This is a genomic window from Acinetobacter towneri (genome assembly GCF_001758345.1).
GTDB lineage: Bacteria > Pseudomonadota > Gammaproteobacteria > Pseudomonadales > Moraxellaceae > Acinetobacter > Acinetobacter towneri_A.
The window spans coordinates 151703-174750 of the sequence record NZ_MKQS01000005.1 but is presented as its reverse complement, the minus strand read 5'-3'; the positions used below and the strand labels follow the sequence as shown (position 1 = coordinate 174750).

At 40.1% G+C, this 23048-nt stretch carries 20 protein-coding genes; 14 read left to right on the top strand and 6 right to left on the bottom strand.

Annotated features, from left to right (window positions below):
- The first annotated feature begins 399 nt into the window (after positions 1-399).
- The 13 genes from gltB (at position 400) to BJN41_RS03990 (ending at position 16904) form a co-directional block, all read left to right on the top strand.
- On the top strand, positions 400-4875 hold the full coding sequence (gltB, locus tag BJN41_RS04050) for a glutamate synthase large subunit (protein ID WP_171257420.1): 4476 nt from the start codon (positions 400-402) through the stop codon (positions 4873-4875).
- Positions 4876-4966: 91 nt separating this feature from the next.
- Positions 4967-6388, top strand: a complete 1422-nt coding sequence (locus tag BJN41_RS04045; protein ID WP_070153806.1) for an FAD-dependent oxidoreductase — start codon at positions 4967-4969, stop codon at positions 6386-6388.
- A gap of 290 nt (positions 6389-6678) precedes the next feature.
- Complete coding sequence (locus BJN41_RS04040) at positions 6679-7269, top strand: LemA family protein (protein WP_070153507.1); 591 nt, start codon at positions 6679-6681, stop codon at positions 7267-7269.
- Positions 7270-7288: 19 nt separating this feature from the next.
- Positions 7289-8407, top strand: coding sequence for a TPM domain-containing protein (locus BJN41_RS15960; protein WP_070153504.1), 1119 nt, complete (start codon positions 7289-7291; stop codon positions 8405-8407).
- Positions 8401-8961 (top strand): TPM domain-containing protein, encoded by a 561-nt coding sequence (locus tag BJN41_RS04030; RefSeq protein ID WP_070153502.1) that lies wholly within the window; start codon positions 8401-8403, stop codon positions 8959-8961. Before BJN41_RS15960 ends, BJN41_RS04030 begins: the two co-directional genes overlap by 7 nt.
- A gap of 479 nt (positions 8962-9440) precedes the next feature.
- Positions 9441-9926: a pilin gene (locus BJN41_RS04025; protein ID WP_413772608.1), complete on the top strand. Its 486-nt coding sequence runs from the start codon at positions 9441-9443 to the stop codon at positions 9924-9926.
- Positions 9927-10032: 106 nt separating this feature from the next.
- Positions 10033-11628 carry a phosphoethanolamine transferase gene (locus BJN41_RS04020; RefSeq protein WP_227515210.1) on the top strand — a complete coding sequence of 532 codons (1596 nt, stop codon included), beginning with the start codon at positions 10033-10035 and terminating at the stop codon, positions 11626-11628.
- On the top strand, positions 11610-12242 hold the full coding sequence (locus tag BJN41_RS04015) for a fused MFS/spermidine synthase (RefSeq protein ID WP_074964449.1): 633 nt from the start codon (positions 11610-11612) through the stop codon (positions 12240-12242). Before BJN41_RS04020 ends, BJN41_RS04015 begins: the two co-directional genes overlap by 19 nt.
- On the top strand, positions 12229-13725 hold the full coding sequence (locus BJN41_RS04010) for a fused MFS/spermidine synthase (protein ID WP_070153493.1): 1497 nt from the start codon (positions 12229-12231) through the stop codon (positions 13723-13725). Before BJN41_RS04015 ends, BJN41_RS04010 begins: the two co-directional genes overlap by 14 nt.
- Positions 13709-14452 (top strand): TfpX/TfpZ family type IV pilin accessory protein, encoded by a 744-nt coding sequence (tfpZ, locus tag BJN41_RS04005; RefSeq protein ID WP_141730362.1) that lies wholly within the window; start codon positions 13709-13711, stop codon positions 14450-14452. Before BJN41_RS04010 ends, tfpZ begins: the two co-directional genes overlap by 17 nt.
- Before the next feature lie 73 nt (positions 14453-14525).
- Positions 14526-16157, top strand: a complete 1632-nt coding sequence (locus BJN41_RS04000) for a PglL family O-oligosaccharyltransferase (protein WP_070153487.1) — start codon at positions 14526-14528, stop codon at positions 16155-16157.
- A 218-nt stretch (positions 16158-16375) separates the two neighbouring features.
- The gene (locus BJN41_RS03995; RefSeq protein ID WP_004974509.1) at positions 16376-16618 is read left to right on the top strand and encodes a type II toxin-antitoxin system ParD family antitoxin; all 243 of its coding nucleotides are present in this window, start codon (positions 16376-16378) and stop codon (positions 16616-16618) included.
- Positions 16611-16904, top strand: coding sequence for a type II toxin-antitoxin system RelE/ParE family toxin (locus tag BJN41_RS03990; protein WP_070153485.1), 294 nt, complete (start codon positions 16611-16613; stop codon positions 16902-16904). Before BJN41_RS03995 ends, BJN41_RS03990 begins: the two co-directional genes overlap by 8 nt.
- 165 nt (positions 16905-17069) lie before the next feature.
- Here the strand turns inward: BJN41_RS03990 and bfr are convergent, their stop codons facing one another.
- The 6 genes from bfr to gmk form a co-directional block, all read right to left on the bottom strand.
- Entirely contained in the window at positions 17070-17534 is a 465-nt protein-coding gene (gene bfr / locus BJN41_RS03985) for a heteropolymeric bacterioferritin subunit Bfr (protein WP_004974510.1), read from the bottom strand.
- Between the two features lie 247 nt (positions 17535-17781).
- A complete protein-coding gene (locus tag BJN41_RS03980; protein WP_004809963.1) occupies positions 17782-17976 on the bottom strand; it encodes a bacterioferritin-associated ferredoxin in 195 nt (64 codons plus the stop codon).
- A gap of 172 nt (positions 17977-18148) precedes the next feature.
- The gene (locus BJN41_RS03975) at positions 18149-18532 is read right to left on the bottom strand and encodes a RidA family protein (RefSeq protein WP_004809961.1); all 384 of its coding nucleotides are present in this window, start codon (positions 18530-18532) and stop codon (positions 18149-18151) included.
- A gap of 123 nt (positions 18533-18655) precedes the next feature.
- Positions 18656-20758, bottom strand: a complete 2103-nt coding sequence (locus tag BJN41_RS03970; RefSeq protein ID WP_070153482.1) for a RelA/SpoT family protein — start codon at positions 20756-20758, stop codon at positions 18656-18658.
- A 222-nt stretch (positions 20759-20980) separates the two neighbouring features.
- On the bottom strand, positions 20981-21262 hold the full coding sequence (rpoZ, locus tag BJN41_RS03965) for a DNA-directed RNA polymerase subunit omega (protein WP_004896248.1): 282 nt from the start codon (positions 21260-21262) through the stop codon (positions 20981-20983).
- A gap of 76 nt (positions 21263-21338) precedes the next feature.
- The gene (gene gmk, locus BJN41_RS03960) at positions 21339-21962 is read right to left on the bottom strand and encodes a guanylate kinase (protein WP_070153479.1); all 624 of its coding nucleotides are present in this window, start codon (positions 21960-21962) and stop codon (positions 21339-21341) included.
- Positions 21963-22096: 134 nt separating this feature from the next.
- On the opposite strand from gmk, the gene ispH reads away from it, so the two are divergent.
- The gene (gene ispH, locus BJN41_RS03955; protein ID WP_070153477.1) at positions 22097-23047 is read left to right on the top strand and encodes a 4-hydroxy-3-methylbut-2-enyl diphosphate reductase; all 951 of its coding nucleotides are present in this window, start codon (positions 22097-22099) and stop codon (positions 23045-23047) included.
- The last annotated feature ends 1 nt before the right edge of the window (position 23048 follow it).

The window sequence follows — 23048 nt, the reverse complement described above, 5'->3', positions numbered from 1 at the left end:
TCATAAATAAATGCGTTCTAAAATGGCGCAGCATGGTGTATAAAAAGAATGAAGTGCACAAAAACAGTGCGATTTCGACTTAAAAATGCGATTTTATTTTACATTTATGCGGTGAATGCTGAAATTTGGTTATGGTTGAATAAAAAAATAAAGTTGGCATTGTTTTTGCTTTTATTGGTGCGTGAATTGAGTTGTTGTCCCTATTTTGGCGCAAAACAGATTCAATGATTGTGCGAAACTGTCAAATTTACCTGCTACATTCAAGTGTAAAAGTTGCGTAAATGAGAGATAGGTCATTTACTCTAAGTTGATGTTTAGAGTTGTAAATTGAGTTAAATCGCAAAAACAGATTGTTTAATTGGCCCAATTGGGCAAGTAAAAGAAGGGTACGCTATGCACATGCCATCGCCTAATACTGTAGCTCCCGCTCAAGGTTTATACCAACCGGATGAGTTTAAAGATAACTGTGGTTTCGGTTTAATTGCCCATATGCAGGGTGATGCAAGCCATGATCTCGTCAAGACTGCCATTCATAGTTTAAGTTGCATGACCCACCGTGGTGGTATTGCCGCAGACGGTAAAACGGGCGATGGATGTGGTTTGCTGTTGGCGATGCCAAAGCAATTTTTCCGTGAAGAAGCAAAACGCTTAAGTGACATTACCCTGAGCGAAATTTTTGCAGTGGGTACGGTATTTCTGAACCTTGACCCTGCTTTGGCGACACATGCTAAAAATATCCTGACCAAAGAAATTGAAGCAGAAGGCTGTAAAGTTTTGGCTTGGCGTGTGGTGCCAACCAATAATGACGCATTGGGCGAAATCGCCATGCAGTCTTTGCCTGCTTTTGAGCAAATTATTGTCAATTGCCCATTGGGTGTGACTGAAGTTGAATTTAACCGCAAATTATTCTTGGCGCGTCGTCGTGCCGAGCAGCAATTGACTGCCGATCCATATTTTTATGTGACCACGCTATGCTCAACCGTGATCAGCTATAAAGGTTTGATGATGCCTGCAGCGATTGCAGACTTTTATACCGACCTTGCCGATGAACGTTTAGCATCACATATTGTGGTGTTCCACCAGCGCTTCTCGACCAACACTTTGCCACGTTGGCCGTTGGCGCAGCCTTTCCGTTACTTGGCACACAATGGTGAAATCAACACCATTACCGCCAACCGTAACTGGGCGATGGCACGTACCCCTAAATTTGAAAATCCATTATTGCCAGGTTTGACAGAACTAAACCCAATTGTAAACCGTACAGGTTCAGACTCTTCAAGCTTAGACAATATGCTGGAAATTCTGGTGGGTGGCGGAATGGATTTATTCCGTGCCTTGCGTATGTTGGTTCCGCCTGCATGGCAGAACGTCGAAACCATTGATGCCGATTTACGCGCCTTCTATGAGTTCAACTCTAAGCACATGGAAGCGTGGGATGGCCCTGCAGGTTTAGTAATTCAGGATGGCCGTCATGCAATCTGTATGCTGGACCGTAATGGCTTACGTCCTGCACGTTGGGTGATTACCAAAAACGGCTACATCACTTTGGCCTCTGAAATTGGGGTATGGGGTTATGAGCCTGAAGATGTGATCTCTAAAGGACGTGTTGGTCCAGGTCAAATTTTGGTAGTCGATACCTTTACTGGCAAAGTGCTCGATACGCAGGATGTGAATAACCATCTGAAAAGAATGCGTCCTTACCGTGAATGGTTACGTGAAAATTCAATCCGTTTACAAGGTAGCCCAGAGCTTGAAGAATATTTATGTGACCACGGCTTAAAAGGCGATGCCTTAAAAGCTGCACAAAAAATGTTTATGGTGACCTTTGAAGAACGTGACCAGTTATTGCGTCCAATTGCAGAAAGTGGTCAGGAAGCTGTCGGTTCAATGGGGGATGACACCCCAATGGCGGTATTGTCGCGTCAGGTACGCCATGTGTCGGATTATTTCCGTCAGCAGTTCGCACAGGTAACCAATCCACCGATTGACCCATTGCGTGAATCTATCGTGATGTCTTTGGAAACCTGTTTAGGCCGTGAACAAAACGTATTTGAGCAAGGCCCAGAACATGCAGACCGCTTGATTATTTCAAGCCCTGTACTGACCAATTCCAAAATGCATCAGATTCGCACTTTAGGGCGTAAAGGCTATGAAATTGCCGACATCGACCTGAACTATGCAGAAAGTGAAGGTTTACAAGCTGCGATTCAACGGATTTGCGAAACTGCTGCACAAGCGGTGCGTGATGGAAAAACTTTATTGGTGCTTACCGATAAAAAAATCCGTGAAGGTTACTTGCCTGCCAATGCCGTCATGGCGACTGGTGCGGTGCATCACTACTTAATTCAAGTCGGTTTACGTACCGATGCCAACATTATTGTCGAAACTGGCTTTGCCCGTGATCCACATCAATTTGCAGTATTGCTCGGTTTTGGTGCAACAGCGGTATATCCATATTTGGCTTATGATGTGATCAATGACTTGGTTGCCAAAGGTGAGTTATTGGGTGACCCTGTCTATGCGCAAAGTAATTTCCGCAAAGGGATTGAAAAAGGCTTGCTCAAAGTCTTATCAAAAATGGGTATTTCAACTGTAGCCTCTTACCGTGGTGGACAATTATTTGAAGCGGTTGGTTTGTCTGCTGAAGTGGTGAATACCTGCTTTATTGGTGTACCGAGCCGTATTCAGGGTGCTACTTTTGCCGATCTTGAAAATGATCAGAAAAAACTGGCAGATACTGCGTGGAAATCACGTAAGCCAATTGATCAGGGTGGTTTGCTGAAATTTGTCTTTGGCAAGGAATACCATGCTTTTAACCCAGATGTGATCAATGCCTTACATAAAGCGGTACGTTCTGGCAATTATGCAGATTTTAAAGAATATGCAGAAATCGTGAACAATCGCCCTATTGCGACTATTCGTGATTTATTCAAGTTAAAAACAGACAATTCCATTGCCTTAGATCAAGTTGAATCGGTTGAGCAAATTTTACCGCGTTTTGACTCTGCGGGGATGTCTTTAGGGGCATTGTCGCCAGAAGCACATGAAGCCATTGCCATTGCCATGAACACCATTGGTGGACGTTCAAACTCAGGTGAGGGTGGTGAAGACCCTGCGCGTTACGGCACTATTCGTAACTCGAAAATTAAACAGATTGCTTCGGGACGTTTTGGGGTAACTCCTGCTTACTTAACATCTGCAGAAGTATTGCAGATTAAAGTGGCGCAGGGTGCAAAACCGGGTGAGGGCGGTCAGTTACCAGGCGGTAAAGTGAATGGTTTGATTGCCCGTTTGCGTTACTCTGTACCGGGTGTGACTTTAATTTCTCCACCACCACACCACGATATTTATTCGATTGAAGACTTGTCACAATTGATTTTTGATTTAAAACAAGTCAATCCGCAAGCTATGGTATCGGTCAAGTTGGTATCTGAACCGGGTGTGGGTACCATTGCAGCAGGTGTAGCCAAAGCCTATGCCGACTTCATTACCATCTCGGGCTATGATGGCGGTACAGCAGCATCGCCACTATCATCTATTCACCATGCAGGTTCGCCTTGGGAATTAGGTTTAAGCGAGGCGCATCAGGCTCTACGTGTGAATGATTTGCGTGGCAAAGTTCGTGTACAAACCGATGGCGGTTTAAAAACTGGCCTAGATGTGGTTAAAGCTGCAATTTTAGGTGCAGAAAGCTTCGGTTTTGGTTCAACACCAATGATTGCTTTAGGCTGTAAATATTTGCGTATTTGCCACTTAAACAACTGTGCTACTGGTGTAGCAACACAGCAAGATCATTTGCGTCAGGAACACTATATTGGTGAACCACAAATGCTGATCAACTTCTTCACTTTCATTGCGGAAGAAACCCGTGAATGGTTAGCCGCATTGGGTGTGGCGAGCTTAAAAGACTTGATTGGCCGTACCGACTTGCTAGAAATTTTACCAGGTGAAACCGAAAAACATGCGCACTTAGATTTAAGTGCCTTGTTGGAATCGCACCCTGCGGCAGAAGGCAAAGCGCAATACTGTCAGGTTGAAGGCAATGCAYCGTTTGATAAAGGTATCTTGGCTGAAAAAATGATTGCAGAAATGTTGCCTGCAATTGAAGCAGGTACAGGGGGCGATTATTACTTTAATGTGAGCAACTGTGACCGTTCAATTGGTGCCCGTATTTCAGGTGAAATTGCGCGTCGTTATGGTAACTTGAGCATGGAACACCATCCTGTCAAATTGAACCTTACGGGTACAGCGGGACAATCTTTAGGTGTTTGGAATGCAGGTGGTTTGCATATCAAACTTGAAGGCGATGCCAATGACTATGTGGGTAAAGGCATGGCGGGGGGGCGTATTTCCATCTTCCCACCAAAAGGTTCGCCTTTCCAAACGCAGAATACTGCCATTATTGGTAATACCTGTCTCTATGGTGCAACCGGTGGTAAATTATTTGCTGCAGGTACGGCAGGTGAGCGTTTTGCGGTGCGCAACTCGGGCGCGTTTGCAGTCATTGAAGGCGCAGGCGACCATTGCTGTGAATACATGACAGGCGGTATTGTGACTGTATTGGGCAAAGTGGGTCATAACTTCGGTGCAGGTATGACCGGTGGTTTTGCTTATGTACTCGATTTAGATAATGACTTCGTTGACCATTACAACCATGAACTGATTGAGCTGAATCGTATTTCAACGGAAGCGATGGAAGAACATAAAGAGTTCTTGTGCCGTATTTTAGATGAACATATTAAAGAAACAGGCAGTGCGTGGGCATACAAAATCCGCCATGAGTTTGATTTCTATAGCCGTAAATTCTGGCTGGTGAAACCAAAAGCTGCAAACTTGCAGACTTTGTTAAAAACCACCCAAGCAGATCCACAATAATCCACGACTCAGCATTCGGCAGATGTGGATAACTTTAGACTTATACCCAGTGTAAATGTCGCGTTATCCACATCCACCTACGGAGAAAGACATGGCAGAACGCCTACATAATGACTTTCAATTTCTGGATGTAGCACGCCAAGATCCAGAGAAAAAAGATCTCGATGTCCGCAAAAATGAGTTTGTGGAAATTTATAAACCGTTTACTGCAGAAGTGGCGGCCAATCAGACCCATCGTTGTTTGGGCTGTGGTAACCCCTACTGTGAATGGAAATGCCCTGTGCATAACTATATTCCGAACTGGCTTAAACTAATTTCGGAAGGCCGTATTTTTCAGGCAGCAGAATTGTGTCATCAAACCAATACGTTGCCTGAAGTTTGTGGACGGGTTTGTCCACAAGACCGTTTATGTGAAGGTGCATGTACCTTAAATGATGGTTTTGGTGCAGTGACCATTGGCAATGCTGAAAAGTACATTAACGATACTGCTTTTGCCTTGGGTTGGCGTCCAGATATGTCGCATGTGAAATGGACCGATAAAAAAGTGGCGATTATTGGTGCAGGCCCTGCAGGTTTGGGCTGTGCCGATATCTTGGTGCGTAATGGCGTCAAACCAGTGGTTTTTGACAAACGCCCTGAAATTGGTGGCTTGCTGACCTTTGGTATTCCAGAATTTAAAATGGAAAAAGACGTGATGAAACGCCGCCGTGAAATTTTTTCGGGCATGGGAGTTGAATTCCGTTTAAATACAGAAATTGGTACAGATATTACGATTGAACAATTGCTTGCCGATTATGACGCCGTATTTATGGGCATGGGCACTTATACCTATATGAAAGGTGGATTTGCTGGTGAAGATTTAGATGGCGTACACGATGCGCTGGACTTCTTGATTGCCAATGTCAACCGTTGCCAAGGCTGGGAAAAAGACCCTGCAGACTACATTAGCGTTGAAGGCAAAAAAGTGATTGTACTGGGTGGTGGTGATACTGCCATGGACTGTAACCGTACTTCGATTCGTCAAGGTGCGCAGCAAGTCACTTGTGCCTATCGTCGTGATGAAGCCAATATGCCAGGTTCACGTCGTGAAGTGACCAATGCCCGTGAAGAAGGGGTGAACTTTTTATTTAACCGTCAACCTATTGAAATTGTCGGTGAAAATGGCAAAGTCACAGGTGTTAAAGTGGTCACTACACAATTGGGTGAGCCTGACAGTCGTGGTCGTCGCAGCCCAGAGCCTGTTCCAGGTTCCGAAGAAGTTTTAGCTGCAGATGCGGTATTGCTTGCTTTTGGTTTCCGTGCCAGCCCTGCAGATTGGTTTGCCTCTGCTAATATTGGGGTAGATGGTTCAGGTCGTGTGCTGGCAGCAGAACAGCAAACATTTAAGTTCCAAACCTCAAACCCGAAAATTTTTGCAGGGGGCGATATGGTGCGTGGCTCTGATTTGGTCGTGACTGCAATTTGGGAAGGTCGTCAGGCTGCAGAAGGTATTTTGGATTATTTAGAGGTCTAAACGAGTTTGTTTTGCTTAGATGTTAAAAGGGCTGAGTTTTAAGGAATTCAGCCTTTTTTATTGGATATTTTATCAACCTCATCTTCTTCTGGAATATATTCCCATCCTTGAACCATATATGACGTAAGAGAAGTACCATCAATATTAATTCAATCTACTGTGCAAGGTTATTGTTTGATGTAAACAGTTTGGTGATTCGCTCGATTAAACAAAATACACAAACAGGTCAGAATTTCACGTTAGAATGAAATCATTTCAAACAAATACAAAGAAAATTTAGAGGATAATCTATGAATTTCACAAAAAAAACCATGCTTGCAGTGGCTTTAAGCAGTACCTTGACATTAAGCGGCTGCGGCTATAACACCTTACAGGTGAAAGATGAAGCCGTAACAGCGGCTTGGTCAGAAGTCCAGAACCAATATCAACGCCGTGCCGATTTAGTGCCAAACTTGGTGAATGTGGTCAAAGGCTATGCCAAACATGAAGAAAAAGTCTTGACTGAGGTCACTCAGGCACGCGCCAATGTCGCAGGCTTAAAAGTGGATAAGTCGGTATTGGAAGACCCTGCGTTATTCCAGAAATATCAGGAAGCACAGGCGCAAATGACCAGTGCCTTATCACGTTTAATTGCGGTGTCTGAAAATTATCCAGACTTAAAAGCCAATGAGCAATTCCGTGATTTACAAGTACAACTAGAAGGCACCGAAAACCGTATTGCCGTGGCGCGTAACCGTTACATCAGCACAGTGCAAGACTTTAACAGCTATGCACGTCAGTTCCCGCAAGTGATGACCGCAAAAGTCATTGGTATGGACACCAAACCAAACTTCAGTGCCGAACAAAGCGCACAAACAGCACCGAAAGTTTCGTTTGAATAACGCCTAGGAGGATGTCTGGATGCTGCAATTGCACAGCAAGACCCACATGAGTCTAGCGCAGATGCTGCTGCTCATGGCAATTATGTGTTTGAGTGGCTTGGCATATAGTGAAGTTGCTACAGCAACGGATGAAACCGCCGAAGCTGTGGTGCTGGGTAAAATTGTGCAGCAACCGCATCCTCAAAATGCCAACCCCATCCCAGATTTTACAAATTCACGCCAGTCTACATCGAGCACTCAGCAAGCACCTATAGAAAAACCCGTTCAGCAACCGCAAATTGCCCATGATATGGCAGAGGGTGAATCCATCCGTGCTTTGCCGACCTTGAATCAGCCCGTGGTCGATCAAGCTAATTTGCTCACTGCCACAGAAAAACAGCAAATCAGCCAGCGGATTTTAAATTTACATCAACACGCCAAAGCACAAATTGGGGTGGTGATTGTACCGACCACAGGGCAGGAAGATATTTTTGATTTTGCCATGCGGGTCGCAGAACAATGGCAGCTCGGTTCTGCCAAGCAGGACAATGGTGTGTTGATGGCAATTGCAGTCAATGACCGTCGTATTCAAATTTTAACAGGTTACGGATTAGAGGGCGTGTTGCCCGATATTGTGGTCAGTCGGATTATTAACCAACGCATTACGCCGTATTTTAAACAAGCGCAATATGCACAAGGCATAGATGCAGGCTTGGCAGAAATTGAACGGATTTTAAACTTAGACCCCGAAGTTGCTGCACAGGCGGCGCAAGAACTGAAACAACGTCAGGAACAAGCGTTGCAAGAACAACAGGCACGTGAAAAAACCTTGAGCAGTGCTTTATTTATTTTAATTGCAGGGGTGATTGGCTCACTGATTGTTGGAAAACGCTTAAGTGCTTCAACCGCTGCCGTGGCAGGTACAGTGGCAGGTTTGGTCAATGGTGCAGGCTTAATCACCAGTTTAATGATTGGCGCGGGAATTTTCTTTTTACTCATCACTGCCATTGCACAGACCATTTTCCAAATTTTCTTGTCCTCTGCAGGGCGTGGAGGCGGACATGGTGGCGGTGGTTTTGGCGGCGGCGGTTTTGGTGGCGGTGGCTATAGCGGCGGCGGTGGTGGCTTTGGTGGGGGAGGAGCATCAGGATCATGGTAACTACTACAGATACAACAGAAATTATTACTCAACCAAAAATGGATATTGCAGCCCGTCCGAGTGTAAAGCGCTGGCTGAAGCATTTCTTTTATTTACCTGCCACCAAACGTTTTTTTAATGCGCAAGATCAGCATGCCATTGCAGAAGCGGTGACTGCTGCCGAGCATGGGCATGTGGGGGAAATTCAGGTGGTGATTGAAGGCTGTTTACCGTCACGTTTGGCGTATGCGGTAGATACGCATACCCGTGCGCGCCAATTATTTGCAGAATTGGGTGTTTGGGACACCGAATTGAACAGCGGGGTTTTACTGTACCTGAATTTGTGTGAGCGCAAAGTGGAAATTGTGATTGACCGTGGCATTAAAACCGCGACCACGCAACAGGTGTGGGATGACGTCTGTGCGCATATCGTGCAGGGTTTGGCACAGCAGCAGTATCGGCAAGCAGTAATCACTGGTGTGCAAGAAATTGGTGAAATTTTGGATGCGTTTTATGACCGTCAGTTGCTAGATCAGCAAAATGAATTGGGCAATGCGCCGATTATTTTGGGATAGATTTTTGTCAATCTATGTCCCTCTCTTTGAAAGATAGGAGAGGGCTTGGTCATGATTTTTGCTATAAAACCTTTACTTTTGAGATTTTACAATTCTTCGCTATGTGTCATAGATGGTTTACTCTGTCTAAAGCATAGAAGTAGAAAAAGCACAAAATTGATTACCGCACACAACTTAAATTTGCTCAAATTTAAATCAAATACATAAAAAATAGATGATGTAATAATATAAAGTGTGACACAGTTCTCTAAAAATGACAAAATTTGTTAAACTCAAGTTTTTGGTCTGACAATTATTGTCACTTTTTAACACAAATAAACAGTCGGTTTGAATATGAAAAAAATTTTTATGTGCAAGATGCTGTTTTTTTGTGATAATTGTCTATAATAAAAGTTGGCACGTTTAGTGCTAAGTATAAAATAGCTTACAAAGCTTATAATTAAATTAACAAACATTTGTGGAGAATGTTTATGAATACGATGCAAAAAGGTTTTACCCTTATCGAATTAATGATCGTTGTAGCGATCATTGGTATTTTGGCGGCAATCGCGATTCCATCTTATCAAAACTATATTGCTCGTTCACAGGTTGCTCGTGTAATGGGTGAAGCGGGTAATATGAAAACAGCGGTAGATAACTGTTTGTTGAACGGTAAATTGGTTTTGGGAGCAGCTGCTAACCAATGTCAATTGGACGCAACTGCTTCTAATTTACAAATTGGTAATAAACAAGATGGTTCTACAGCTGTTACTACGGGTGTGAATGGTGTTGCTCAAGTAACAAGTCCACTTGTAACGAATGCTGTAAATAGAATTACCGCAACATTTGGTAATGGTGCAGCAGGTGATCTTCAACCTGCTACTCAAAATACTTTAGTTTGGGAGCGTGCTGTTGATGGTACATGGCGTTGTTATACTACAGTTTTAGCTAAATATCGTCCTGCAGCTTGTACAGCTTCTGTATAATATTTAAATTGGAAAAGTCCTTTATATAAGGGCTTTTCTTTTTATAATGTATATTTTTTTACTATTATTAATTCCAAATATATTTTTATATATTATGGATAGAGATTTGGATGCTTTTTTATTAAGTGTTGTTTTACTTGTTTGGTTTTATTCAGTTGTAAAAAATAGTAAATATCTTGTTTTTTTGTTTCCATTATTATTTTTTATCCCATTTATTTTATTTTATATATTAATCTATAAAGCATCAATTAATGAACAAATTTTATCTATTATATTTGAAACAAATACTCAAGAAGCTATAAATTTTTTAGGATATAATTTATTAATTTATGTTTTTGGCTTATTTTTGTGGTTATTTATTATATGTGTTATATTTTATAAAAATCATAAAAAACCTTTAGTTTGGATGCATAGAAGTCGATATTGGGTTTTATTATTATTTTCTATTTATATGTGTATATCATTTCTTTTAAACCAAAAAGTTTCTTCTGAAATAAATGGAAATTTTCATACTCATGCTTTTTTAGTGGAAGAAAGAAACATATTCTTACAAGAGATAAAGAAAACCTATCCGTTTGGTCTTTTTTTAGTATTTTCTGATTTCTTGGTAGAGCAGGATAAAATTAATAAAGATTTTGATAGGAAAAAGTTTTTTAAGTTTAATGCAAAGTTAAAAAATAATAACAGCAATAAGATAATTGTATTGGTTATTGGAGAGTCAAGTCGAAGACAGAACTGGGAATTAAATGGGTATAGTAGAGAAACAAATAAGAAGCTAAAATATCAAGATAATTTGATAAATTTATCAGATATGGTTTCTGTATCAAATGCAACACGAAGTTCGATTCCAATTATGCTAACAAGAAAACCTGCTGAAAAAGTTTTTAGTTATGACTTCCCAGAAAGATCAATTATATCTGTATTTAATGAAGTAAATTTTAAAACCTATTGGTTATCAACACAACAAAAGTTTGGAACTTTTGATACAAGCACATCTGTTTATGCTAAAGAGGCAAATAATATATATTTTTTAAATAAGGCTAATTATAATAATAAAGGTGATTTGGATGGAGTTTTAATTCCAAAATTTAAAGAAATTATAAGTAACAATGAGAAAAATAAATTTATTATAGTTCATACATTAGGGAGTCATTACAATTACTTGCATCGTTATTCTGATGATTATGATTTATTTAAACCCTCTTTACGTGATATTGAAAAATATAGTTTACAAGAACAAAAATATAAAAATGAAATGTTGAATAGTTATGATAATTCAATAGCGTATACTGACTATGTTTTGAATGAACTGATAGAGTTGTTGAAATTAAAAGAAAATACTGAATCATTTCTATTTTTCTCATCAGATCATGGTGAGGATTTGTATATCGATGGTTGTGGAAAAAGTGGACATGGAAATGAAACACATTTTAATTTTGAAATTTCAAGCTTTATTTGGTATTCAAATATGTTTAAACAGAATAATGTTGAAAAAACAAAGAATATTGACATAAATCATAATAAGAAAATAAACCAAACAGCCATTTTTCCAACATTAGTTGATGCTGCTAATATTGAAATACCTAAATATAGTTTAAATAAAAGTTTATTAAGAAATTTTGAACAGTATCCACGTTTCATTATGGGTAAGGAAAATTATGATTTATATAAAAAGGATGGGAAATGTCTAGTGATAAAATGATAGAGACTCAAAGAGAGCTGATTTCTACTTTAGCTGCAATTTTTTTTATATCGGGGTTTAGTGCTCTTATTTATCAAGTTTGTTGGCAGAGATTATTATTTACAGGTTTTGGGGTTGATTTAACATCAGTAACAATTATAATTTCGATTTTTATGGTTGGCTTAGGCATGGGGGCTTTCTATGGAGGAAGAATGGCGGACAAATTTAAGGAAAATACTATTTTTATTTTCTGCTTAATAGAGCTTTTAATAGGAGTTTTTGGTTTTTTTAGTAGTAAACTTATTTTATTATTACAAGATCATTTTGTTTATTCTAGTATATTAAAGATTTCTTTTCTTAATTTTATATTATTATTGTTTCCAACTTTTTTAATGGGGTCAACATTGCCATTATTAACAAGTTTTTTTAATCGTTTTCTAAATAATGTTGGTGAATCTATTGGTGTTTTATATTTCTATAATACATTAGGTGCTGGTTTTGGTGCTTTAGGTACAGGTTTTATTTTTTTTAATTATATTGGTTTATCTGAGACGATTTATATTGCTGCAACACTTAATGTGATTGTGGCTATTTCGGGTTTTATTATTTATGGTAAATATAATGAAAAATTATAAAATTATCTATTTGATTTCTTTTTTTAGTGGATTTCTTAGTTTGTCACAAGAAATTCTGTGGATGCGGATAATTTCTTTTGCTGGAATGTCTGTACCGCAGACCTTTTCCTTTACTTTAGCATTATTTCTTGTTGGAATATCTATTGGTGCAATAATTGGGAAAAAAATATGTAAATTAAGAGAAAATTTACAGCTATCTAATATCGGTATTATTTTTTTTATTGCGGCACTTGTTGATTTATTATTAATTGTTTTAGTATATTTTAGTTTTTATTTTAATGGTTTAATTCTTGTTTTAGGTAGTTTTGTTTTTATTTCTGCTATGGTTCGAGGAATTGTTTTCCCGATGATACATCATGTCGGAGCAAATCAAGTTAAAACAGGAGCTCAGATTTCCAATGTATATTTTTCCAATGTTTTTGGAAGTGCCTTAGCTCCTTTGCTTATTAGTTTTGTAGCTTTAGATTTTCTTAATACTCAGCAAGTCTATATTTTGATTTGTTTTTTAACACTTTTGATCTCAGCTATTTGTTTTAATAAAAAAGAATTTAAATTTATAATATTTTTAATAAATATGTTTGTATTTTTTTGCTTATTTCTACCTGAAAAACTTTTTTATGAGCTTTCAAAAAATAGTTATGAACTAAATGTATATCCAGAAAAAATTATTGAAAATAAACATGGGTTTATACAAGTATATAATTCTCATGGTGATCAAGTTGTTTTTGGTGCAAATGTTTATGATGGTAAATTCAATACTGATATTTTTCATAATACAAATGGTATAGATCGAGCATATTTTCTGACTACAATAAGACCTAAGGCAAAAGATGCTTTGGTCATTGGTCTTAGCACTGGCTCTTGGGTCAAGGTTTTAAGTATGATGCCAAGCTTGGAAAAAATAACAGTTATTGAGATTAATCCTGCATATCATGATTTAATCAAAAGTGATCCTGCCATATCTAGGATACTTAAAGATAGAAGAATAGAAATTGTTTTTGATGATGGTAGAAAATGGTTGAAGAAAAATCAAAATAAAAAGTTTGATATAGTACTTATGAATACGACTTGGCACTGGCGAGCTTATGGGTCAAACTTGCTAAGTCAAAATTTTCTTCATCTTATTAAAAGTGTATTAAATGAAAATGGAGTTGCTTTTTACAATACGACCCAATCAATTGATGCATTTTATACAGCAAAGCAAGTTTTTCCGAGAGTTTATAAATATAAGTTCTTTGTGTTGGCTTCGAGTAATCAAATTCTGCTAAGTGAAAAAGATATGATCACTAGCTTATGTGAACTAGAAGATCCTTTAAGTAAACAAAAGATTTTTAGCGGTGAAAATCAATGTATTCTTGCAAAAAATGAAATCATGAAAAATCCACTTATTCCTTATGAACAAATTCCTGCTTTTCCTAGAAAGCCTGAATTGATTACAGATGATAATATGATTACTGAATTCAAATATGGTAAAGGCATTTAAGGGAAAAGGAAAATTTATGTTTTTTTCAAAGAGAGTCCGTTATTTTTTGATGCATTTTGCTAGCTCAATTTTAGTAGCTATAGTTCTTATAGCACTTGTATTTTTTGTTTGGTATCCAGCACCTTTGGCTTCGGCAGAAGGGGTGATGACAATTTTTTTAATGCTAGTCGTAATTGATGTGATTGTTGGTCCCTTACTAAGTTTATTGGTTTACAAAGAGGGAAAAAAAACCTTAAAAATGGACTTGAGCATTATTGTGTTGATTCAAGTATTGGCAACGGGCTATGGTGTATATGCTATTGCACAATCAAGACCTGCATGGATTGTACAAGCCGGTTGGTTATTTGAGGTTATACCTGCAAATGTTGTCGATACTAAAGATCAAAAACAAGCAGATCCAGATTATAACAATAATGGTTGGTTACAACCACAATGGGTAGCAGTTGATGATGCAAAGAATCTAAATAATGGCTTATCTGCTCCGCAATTGATGCCAACAACATACAATGACTTAAGTTATGCAGAGCAGCGTTTAAAACAATATGCAGAGCCATTATCATCTTTAAAGCAATTTAATAAAGCAAGTGATTTTGAAAGAGTGTTAAAAGATTATCCAACAGCACAATATTGGATGCCATTGAGAACGACAGGTGTTGGCTTAACGGTATTACTTGATTCTGATCACAAAATTATTAAGGTAGTTGATTTAAGACCATGGCATGAATAAGATTTAAAAGCAGATTACCTTTTGATCTGCTTTTTTGATTATCATAGCTCATCTTTTTCTCAACTGTTACAGCATGAAATTTTTGCTCTTGCTTTTGGCCAGTATTCTCATCTCCCTTGCATGGCTATTGCCCATTCACTACCGCCCATGGGTTACCTATACAGGCGAACTCTACGCATTTTTTGCCCTGTTTGCCCTTGCAGCCTGCCTGTTTAAAGAAAAATTACAAATACCCAAAATCAGCCTGCCCTTACTGGCACTGTGCAGTGTTCCACTCATTCAGTGGGGCTTTGGCTTAGTCTACTTCTTAGACAAAGCCTTGCTCAGCAGCGTGTATATCTTCAGTTTTTGGTTAACAATCATTTTTGGCTACAACCTCACGCAAACCAACAGCGAACGTGAACGCATCTTCGCAGGCTTTAGTTATGTGCTACTCGGCGTGGGAAGTATCACCGCATTCATGGCGATTTGCCAGTGGCTGACACTCGACCAATACCTGCCAATGATGGTAGATATTAAAATCGGACAACGCCCTTATGCCAACTTCGCCCAACCCAATAATATGGCGACCTTTTTGGTGATGTCACTCATGGCATGCCTATATTTATACGAAAAACAAAAACTTAAAACCGTGTGGATTGTGATTGCTGCTGCCATGATTTTGGTGGGTGTGGTATTGAGTCAATCGCGGACGTCGTGGTTGGCATCGCTGTGTCTCTTGACCTATCTGGGCTATCAGCAATACCGTGGCGTGATGCGGATTAAATGGCGCTATAGTTTGCTGTGGTTTGCCGCATTTATCGGGCTGATTTTTATTGCACCTGCTTTCAGTCAATTGCTCTCACAAAGTGCAGAGCTTTCAGTGCAATCTCGTGATGTGGTGCAGCGCGCCACAGGTGATATGTCACGCTTGGCGATTTGGCAGCAAATGCTCGCTGCGATTGAGCATCAACCGTGGTGGGGCTATGGTTGGCATCAAACCAGTGTGGCGTATGTCACGATTAGCGAATTTGTGCAAGGTCCTGTGTGGATTCGCAGCGCACACAATTTCATTTTAGACTTTTTACTTTGGAATGGTGTGATACTCGGTGTGCCATTTTTGGCGTATCTGGGCTATTGGGCTTACCAGTTGCATAAATATACCCAATCGGTGGAATCGGTTGTGGGGATTTTAATGGTCGGGGCATTTAGCGTGCATGCCATGCTGGAATTTCCACAAAACTATGCCTACTTCTTGCTGCCTGTAGGTTTTATTATCGGCATGGTTCAGTCACAACGGGTGTTCAAAAACTTCACTTTATCTGTAATTTATTTACGCAGTACTTTTGTAGTTGGCGCATTGTTGTTGATGCTGATTTATCGTGATTATGAGGTGATGGTGCCTAAATTGAATCAGTCGGTACGCTATGAACACACACCTGAAAAAATCACCCATCAAGAGCGTATTTTTGTACTGCAAGAATTTAACCGCCGCATTGCGTGGATTCGTTTAAATCCGTATAGCCTACAAACGCCTGATCAATTGCAGGATATCCATGAAATTGTGTTGAATTATCCAACCCGTTACGATTTGTTGAAATATGCACGCATATTAGCCTTTAATGGGTATGAGGCAGAAGCCAAAAAGCAATTATGGTTGTTAAGCACTTTGTGGCAGGTCAATGTAGATTATGCGACTTTATTGGATGAGGCAAAGCCGCGCTGATTTGTGTAGCGCAAGGAGGGGGATTTGAAAATAGTGAGCCAAATATGGTGAAAATTTTCAATGTTGAAAATCTCTCCCAACTTCTCTTTAAAAAGAGAGGGGGTATTCATTATAAAATTGATTTCATGTGCGAAAATTTAAAGAGATGCTGAACTTTTGTTCAGATAAAGGGAGTTGTGTTAGAATTGTATGATCTATTCAAACAATAAGGCATGCTGATGGCGAGAACTACAAGTGTAACAATTGGCCCACAACTCGATAACTTTGTGAGCAAACTGATTGAATCTGGACGTTATGGTTCAACCAGTGAAGTGATGCGATCTGCACTAAGATTATTGGAGCAGCAAGAAAATCAAACTGCAGCTTTAAAGCAAGCGATTGAAGCAGGTGAGAACAGTGGAGAAAGTACACTTAGCCTAAAAGATATTGCGGCTCAAGTGAAGCAGAAGCATCGTGTATAAGCTATCAAATTTAGCTGTCGACGACTTCACTGCTATTTATGAATACACCTTACTTAATTTTGGTGTAGCTCAAGCTGACCAATACACGCAACATTTGGAAAATACCTTTCATTTGTTAGTGAGTTCACCGCTGATTGGTTATGCATGTGTAGATATTGGCGAGGGAATACGCCGTCACGATCATCATCAACATGCTATTTTTTATAAAAAACAGGATTATGGAATTTTTATTATTCGGATATTGCATCAACAGATGCAACCCATGAAACATTTTTTTGCGTTATAAATACTTTTTTATAAATCCAAGAATTTAAAATGCGCATAAGTAAAATATATTGATATGGAGAGCTTCTTCATTAGAGATAGGCAAGATACTGAATTTTAGGTAAAGTGCCCCAAAAAACAAAAGACTGGAAAACCAGTCTTTTGTGCGATTGAAACGAGATGAATCTTAGAGTTGGCTTTGAATATAGTTTTCAATGCCTACCGTTTCAACCAAATCAAGCTGTGTCGTTGCCCAGTCGAGATACTCTTCTTCTTTCTCTAGAATTTCCTGAACCAAATCACGAGTTACATAGTCCAATTGTTGTTCTGCCAAAACGACGGCTTTTTGAATCGCTTCAATATTTTCTTGGACTTTACGAACATCGCAGTTCAACACTTCAGCCGTATGCTGACCGATATACAATTTGCCCAAGTGTTGTAAATTTGGCAGCCCTTCTAAAAATAAAATACGTTCAATAATTTTGTCAGCATGTTTCATTTGACGAATCGACTCTTTATATTCAGCCGAGCCGAGTTGTTCAATGCCCCAATCATTAAACATACGTGAATGTAAAAAATATTGGTTAATTGCAGTCAGGTGATGATACAAAACTTGGTTGAGTTGATTAATCACATCACGATTGCCTTTCATTGCAGCACTCCATCAACAATTTCTGCCTTAAACCGCTTAAGGCAATCTATATTTGTATCTTAAACAAGACTGGGCAAAATGGCGAGTGATTTATCGAACGGCGAATGAAAATCGCAATCAAAAACAATTAGCTAGGCGGTGTGAAGAAATGTAAGCCAAGAAAAACCCGCTGTAGTCGAAAGCGGGAGAGCAAACACCGAGTAAAAATTATAATACTGAAATGCGGGAGAGCAATAAAACGGCAGCTTTAGGCAGCAACGGCAAGACGAGACGCAATTTGTGCAATTTCATCGCTAATGATAGCGCGAGTTTCAGGTGCACAGCGACCACAACACGTGCCCAAGTCAAACATATCGCGAATTTCACGATAGCTCTCTGCACCATTGGCAACGGCTTCTTTAATGTCTTGATCTGTAATACCACGGCATAAGCAAACGTACATGAATGCAACCACAATAATTGAAATAAGATAAGAGTTATTATTGATAATTATTATCGTTTGTCAATAAAAATCATTTGAAAAGTCATTTGTTGTAATTGAGTTTTTGAATTAAAAAATGCCACTTAACAGGTGGCATCGTTTAATGGTTTTTAAGTGTTTGAATGATGATGACTTATGAATTGATAATCACCACGCCATCCATTTCAACTAAAGCACCTTTAGGCAAGCTAGCCACACCTAAGGCTGCACGCGCAGGGTAAGGTTGTGCAAAGTATTCGCCCATAATTTGATTGACCAATTGGAAGTGAGATAAATCCGTCAGGAAAATATTGAGCTTGGCAATATCGGCCAAAGAACCGCCCGCAGCTTCACAAACGGCTTTTAAGTTATCAAACACGCGGCGAATTTGCGCTTCAATGCCTTCTACCAATTCCATGCTGTATGGGTCTAAACCAATTTGACCTGATAAATAAACAGTATTGCCCACTAAAATGGCTTGAGAGTAAGTACCAATTGCTGCAGGTGCATTTTCAGTATGGATGACTTGGCGAGACATTGATTTCTCCTAAAATAATGTATGAACATCATAGACCATCCGACTGCATTTCAGTAGCCTGATGAGTCTATAATGCAAAATCGGTGAAGGTGCGGCACAGTCAAACTATGTAGCCACATTAAATTAACAAGCTTTGGCTTCTTCTGCGATGCTGATGGGGCGCGCTAAACGGCTAATTCGTGGGAAACCGAAGTGCATACGCAAATCACGAATAATTTTGGCAATTTGCTTACGGTTATTCACCACAATATTCACATAGGTTTTGCCATCGTGGCTGCGTACCATTTCTACTCCCGTTTTGGCCTTACGACATTGATAGATCAAATCGGAAATTTGTTCGTCATTCATATCCATATCAATGCTGAGGTAAGCCGTAAAACTCACGTCATCTACATCTTCCGAAGTCCATTGTAGCGGCATGATATTTTCAGGATGTTGATGTTGCTCATGCAGTAAGTTGTTGCAACGCGCACGATGCACAATCAAGCCACGGCGTGACAAATTACCCTGAATCGGATCGCCCAGTACAGGATTGCAACAGTGCGCATATTTCACGTCAATGCCTTCTGTGCCCTGAATCAGACGGTCAGAATGTTCGCTGCTGTCGTGATCGAGTGCGTAAATATGATTCGCCACCAACTGCGGCAATAAATCACCGACTGCAATTTGCTCAAATAAACGGTCTTTAGAGTCAATGTGGCGCCATTGCAACACATTTAACCAATCTGCTTCGGTCAAGTCTTGAATCGAGTGATTAAATAATTTCAGCGCACGGTTAAGCGCTTGCTGACCCACCAAACGCTGTTCTTCAATATCCTGATCACGCAGAATATTCTGTAAGGCACGACGGGCTTTTTGGGTATTAATAAAACTCAGCCAATCTGGGTTGGGTGTGGCTAAAACATCAGTAATGATTTCGACCACTTGCCCGCTGGTGAGTGGTGTGGAAAGTGGTTTGCTTTCACCATTAATTTTTGTACCGACGGCATGGTTACCTAAGAACAAACTGGCTGCATAGGCAAAATCAACTGCGGTGGCGCCTTGCGGCAATTCATGTAAATGTCCGTGCGGGGTATAAACATGAATTTTCTCTTGGTGTAGATAATCCAGTAAATCGCTAAATGTAGTTTTAGCGCATTCACCGTCAATCAACATGTTCAAGCTTTGCATAGAGGCTTGAATGGCAGAACGGCAGGCTTGCGGTGCGTTTTCACCCAAGACCACACCAAAACGTGCGGCTTTACGCATCAATTCAGTTTGAATGGTAAGTGATAAGGTGGTTTGTTCACCTTTTAGCCGCATCATGAGCGATTGGTTACCGCCTGGCAGTGGGCGACGGATATGATCTTCATAATGCAAGACCTGAAAGCTGTCACGTAAAATATCGGCCAAACGGTCACAGTCGGCAATGCTTTGTAAAATAATTTCAAAGGCGTGGCTGTGGGTCAGTTCTTGTAGATCAATATCGTTTTTAACAAAGTGGCGCAGTAATTCAATATTGTTATTTTTCTTTTTAATCCGGCCTGTAATTTGATTATTTTGCAGCAGGTCGGCAAGGTTTTGTTCCCATTTAGACTGGTATTCGCAGCGTTTTGGCTTGGTTTGCAAAAGGGCGGCTTGCACATCGTTATACATATCTAAATCTAGGTTTTGATAACACAGATGTTCAAGATTATCCGCCATTTCATTCATACCCACGATACGTGCCATAGGTACAAATACATCAAAGGTTTCTTGGGCGATGCGTGCGCGTTTGTCTGGTCGCAGCGCATCTAATGTGGTCATGTTGTGATAACGGTCTGCCAGTTTCACAATAATGACACGTGGATCCTGTAAGGTTGCTTGCAGAATTTTACGGAACGACGCGGCTTTGTTGTATTCCTTGTCGCTCGAATGGCTAAGTTTGGTTACACCATCGACCAGTTCGGCAACGGTACGTCCGAATTTTTCTGTGATGTCATCTTTGCTGTAGTCGGTATCTTCTATGACATCGTGCAATAGCGCAGCAATGAGCGTGTCGGCATCCAAACGCATGTGTGCCAAAATACAACTCACCGCAATCGGGTGTAATACATACGGTTCACCACTTTTACGGGTCACGCCATCATGCGCATGCTCAGCATAATCGCAAGCCGCAAGCACCTGTTCGACTTCACTTACGCTAAGGTAAGGTTCGATCATGGCTTGAAGCTGTTGTTTGGCTTGGCTGACCATCGTGCCTGGCATATAACACCCTTTAAAATACAAGTGATAACGAATCTACAGTTAGACCTTATAATGAAAAGCATATTGCATGACTTGTCAATTTTTTTCATGCCAAAATAGTGATAAATTTGGCACTAATAAACAGGGTCTTACTCCTTATGTTATAACGGTTTTTAGCGCAAGATTAAAGTTCAGACAACAAAAAAGCCTAGTAAAATACTAGGCTTTTTCAGAAAGTGGTTCTTATTGGAAAGAAAAACCATCTAAATTCAAGTTATTTGCTGAAAGTGCAAGGTCAAGACTTGAAGTTTGATAGTCTTGATCACGTTGTTTCAAAATGTCTTTAGACACATGACCCACAGCAATTTCACGTAATGCCACTACAGTTGGCTTGTCATTGTCCCACTCTACAGTTGGCTCAATGCCTTGACGTGCCAATTGACGCGCGCGCTTGCTTGCCACTAGTACAAGCTCAAAGCGGTTGTCTACATGGTCTAAACAATCTTCAACGGTAACGCGTGCCATAAGGATTCTCGTTCGAATAATAAATTTAAACAGACTGTGCAGTATAAGGTGCTTTGCTTATAGACTCAAGTTTTAATCACGCGCTTGGCGGGCTAATTAACTTTTCAATCAAGGCTTGATGACGTTGTGTCTGCTGCGCCGTCACCAAACGGTTGGCAATAATCACTGCTTCTAAATCGTGCAGGGCTTTATTAAAGTCATCATTAATAATCACATAGTCAAAATTGACATATTGCTGCATGTCTTCTACTGCGCAGCCCAAACGATGCTCAATCACATCGACTGCATCGGTGCCACGGTTAGACAAGCGCTCACGTAAATCAAACTGACTTGGTGGAAGAATAAAAATCTGCTTCGATTCAGGAAAAAGATTGCGTACTTGTTGAGCGCCTTGCCAGTCAATTTCAAGTAACACATCGTGACCTTTGGCTAACTGCTCTTTAACCGTTGCTTGCGCGGTGCCGTAATAATTGCCAAAGACTTCAGCATATTCAATAAAACCGCCTTGTTTTACCAAGTCGATAAAATCTTGTTTTTGTGTGAAGTGATAATGCACACCATCGAGTTCGCCGGGACGCTGACCACGTGTTGTGTGAGAGACTGAAACGTGTAAATTATTCACACGCTCAAGCAGGGCTTTAACAAGGGATGTTTTGCCTGTTCCTGAAGCGGCAGAAACGACAAACAATAGACCCGACATGATATTTTTCCTGATATGATAAAATATCTTCTCTATTTTAGAGTAGACGCCCCTTAAACAAAATAGCCAAGATGGCTTTTGTTGGCATAAATTTTTAAACATCCGACCTATTTAACTTCAACATAGAGGGTTCTATGGAAATTGTATTGGCGAATCCACGTGGTTTTTGTGCAGGTGTAGACCGAGCAATTGCGATTGTAAATCGTGCCCTTGAGTGTTTTAATCCCCCTATATATGTACGTCACGAAGTGGTACACAATAAATTTGTGGTAGATGACTTACGCCAACGCGGTGCAATTTTTGTTGATGAGCTAGATGAAGTGCCCGATGACAATATCGTGATTTTTAGTGCACATGGCGTATCTAAAGCGGTGCAGCAAGAAGCGGAGCGTCGCGGCTTAAAAGTATTTGATGCGACTTGTCCGTTGGTCACCAAAGTGCATATTGAGGTGACTAAGTATGCGCGTGAAGGTACCGAAGCTATTTTGATTGGGCATGAAGGCCACCCAGAAGTTGAAGGCACGATGGGGCAGTACGACAAGAAAAATGGTGGCGAAATTTATTTGGTGGAAGATGAGGATGATGTGGCTGCACTTGCGGTTCAGCATCCAGATAAAGTGGCTTTTGTGACACAAACTACTTTGTCGATTGATGACACTGCTAAAGTCATTGATGCCTTGCGCCAGAAATATCCACATATTCAAGGGCCACGCAAAGATGATATTTGTTATGCCACCCAAAACCGTCAAGATGCTGTACGCGACTTAGCCAATCAATGCGATGTGGTGTTGGTGGTGGGTTCGCCAAATTCATCTAACTCTAACCGTTTACGCGAACTTGCAGAGCGTATGGGGAAACAAGCCTACTTGGTGGATAATGCCGATGAATTAAACCAAGCATGGTTTAAAGCAAATACAAAAATTGGTGTAACTGCGGGCGCATCTGCACCTGAAATTTTAATTAAACAGGTGATTCAACGCTTACAGGATTGGGGTGCGAAAGCACCTGAAGAGCTGGCTGGACGTGAAGAAAATATTACCTTTAGTTTGCCCAAAGAGTTACGGATACAAGTGATTCAGGCCTAAT

Coding starts and splice junctions, on each gene's coding strand:
- BJN41_RS04045 (WP_070153806.1), top strand. CDS start 4,967: ATGGCAGAACGCCTACATAATGACTTTCAATTTCTGGATGTAGCACGC.
- BJN41_RS04040 (WP_070153507.1), top strand. CDS start 6,679: ATGAATTTCACAAAAAAAACCATGCTTGCAGTGGCTTTAAGCAGTACC.
- BJN41_RS15960 (WP_070153504.1), top strand. CDS start 7,289: ATGCTGCAATTGCACAGCAAGACCCACATGAGTCTAGCGCAGATGCTG.
- BJN41_RS04030 (WP_070153502.1), top strand. CDS start 8,401: ATGGTAACTACTACAGATACAACAGAAATTATTACTCAACCAAAAATG.
- BJN41_RS04025 (WP_413772608.1), top strand. CDS start 9,441: ATGCAAAAAGGTTTTACCCTTATCGAATTAATGATCGTTGTAGCGATC.
- BJN41_RS04015 (WP_074964449.1), top strand. CDS start 11,610: ATGTCTAGTGATAAAATGATAGAGACTCAAAGAGAGCTGATTTCTACT.
- BJN41_RS04010 (WP_070153493.1), top strand. CDS start 12,229: ATGAAAAATTATAAAATTATCTATTTGATTTCTTTTTTTAGTGGATTT.
- tfpZ (WP_141730362.1), top strand. CDS start 13,709: ATGGTAAAGGCATTTAAGGGAAAAGGAAAATTTATGTTTTTTTCAAAG.
- BJN41_RS04000 (WP_070153487.1), top strand. CDS start 14,526: ATGAAATTTTTGCTCTTGCTTTTGGCCAGTATTCTCATCTCCCTTGCA.
- BJN41_RS03995 (WP_004974509.1), top strand. CDS start 16,376: ATGGCGAGAACTACAAGTGTAACAATTGGCCCACAACTCGATAACTTT.
- bfr (WP_004974510.1), bottom strand. CDS start 17,534: ATGAAAGGCAATCGTGATGTGATTAATCAACTCAACCAAGTTTTGTAT.
- BJN41_RS03980 (WP_004809963.1), bottom strand. CDS start 17,976: ATGTACGTTTGCTTATGCCGTGGTATTACAGATCAAGACATTAAAGAA.
- BJN41_RS03975 (WP_004809961.1), bottom strand. CDS start 18,532: ATGTCTCGCCAAGTCATCCATACTGAAAATGCACCTGCAGCAATTGGT.
- BJN41_RS03970 (WP_070153482.1), bottom strand. CDS start 20,758: ATGCCAGGCACGATGGTCAGCCAAGCCAAACAACAGCTTCAAGCCATG.
- rpoZ (WP_004896248.1), bottom strand. CDS start 21,262: ATGGCACGCGTTACCGTTGAAGATTGTTTAGACCATGTAGACAACCGC.
- gmk (WP_070153479.1), bottom strand. CDS start 21,962: ATGTCGGGTCTATTGTTTGTCGTTTCTGCCGCTTCAGGAACAGGCAAA.
- ispH (WP_070153477.1), top strand. CDS start 22,097: ATGGAAATTGTATTGGCGAATCCACGTGGTTTTTGTGCAGGTGTAGAC.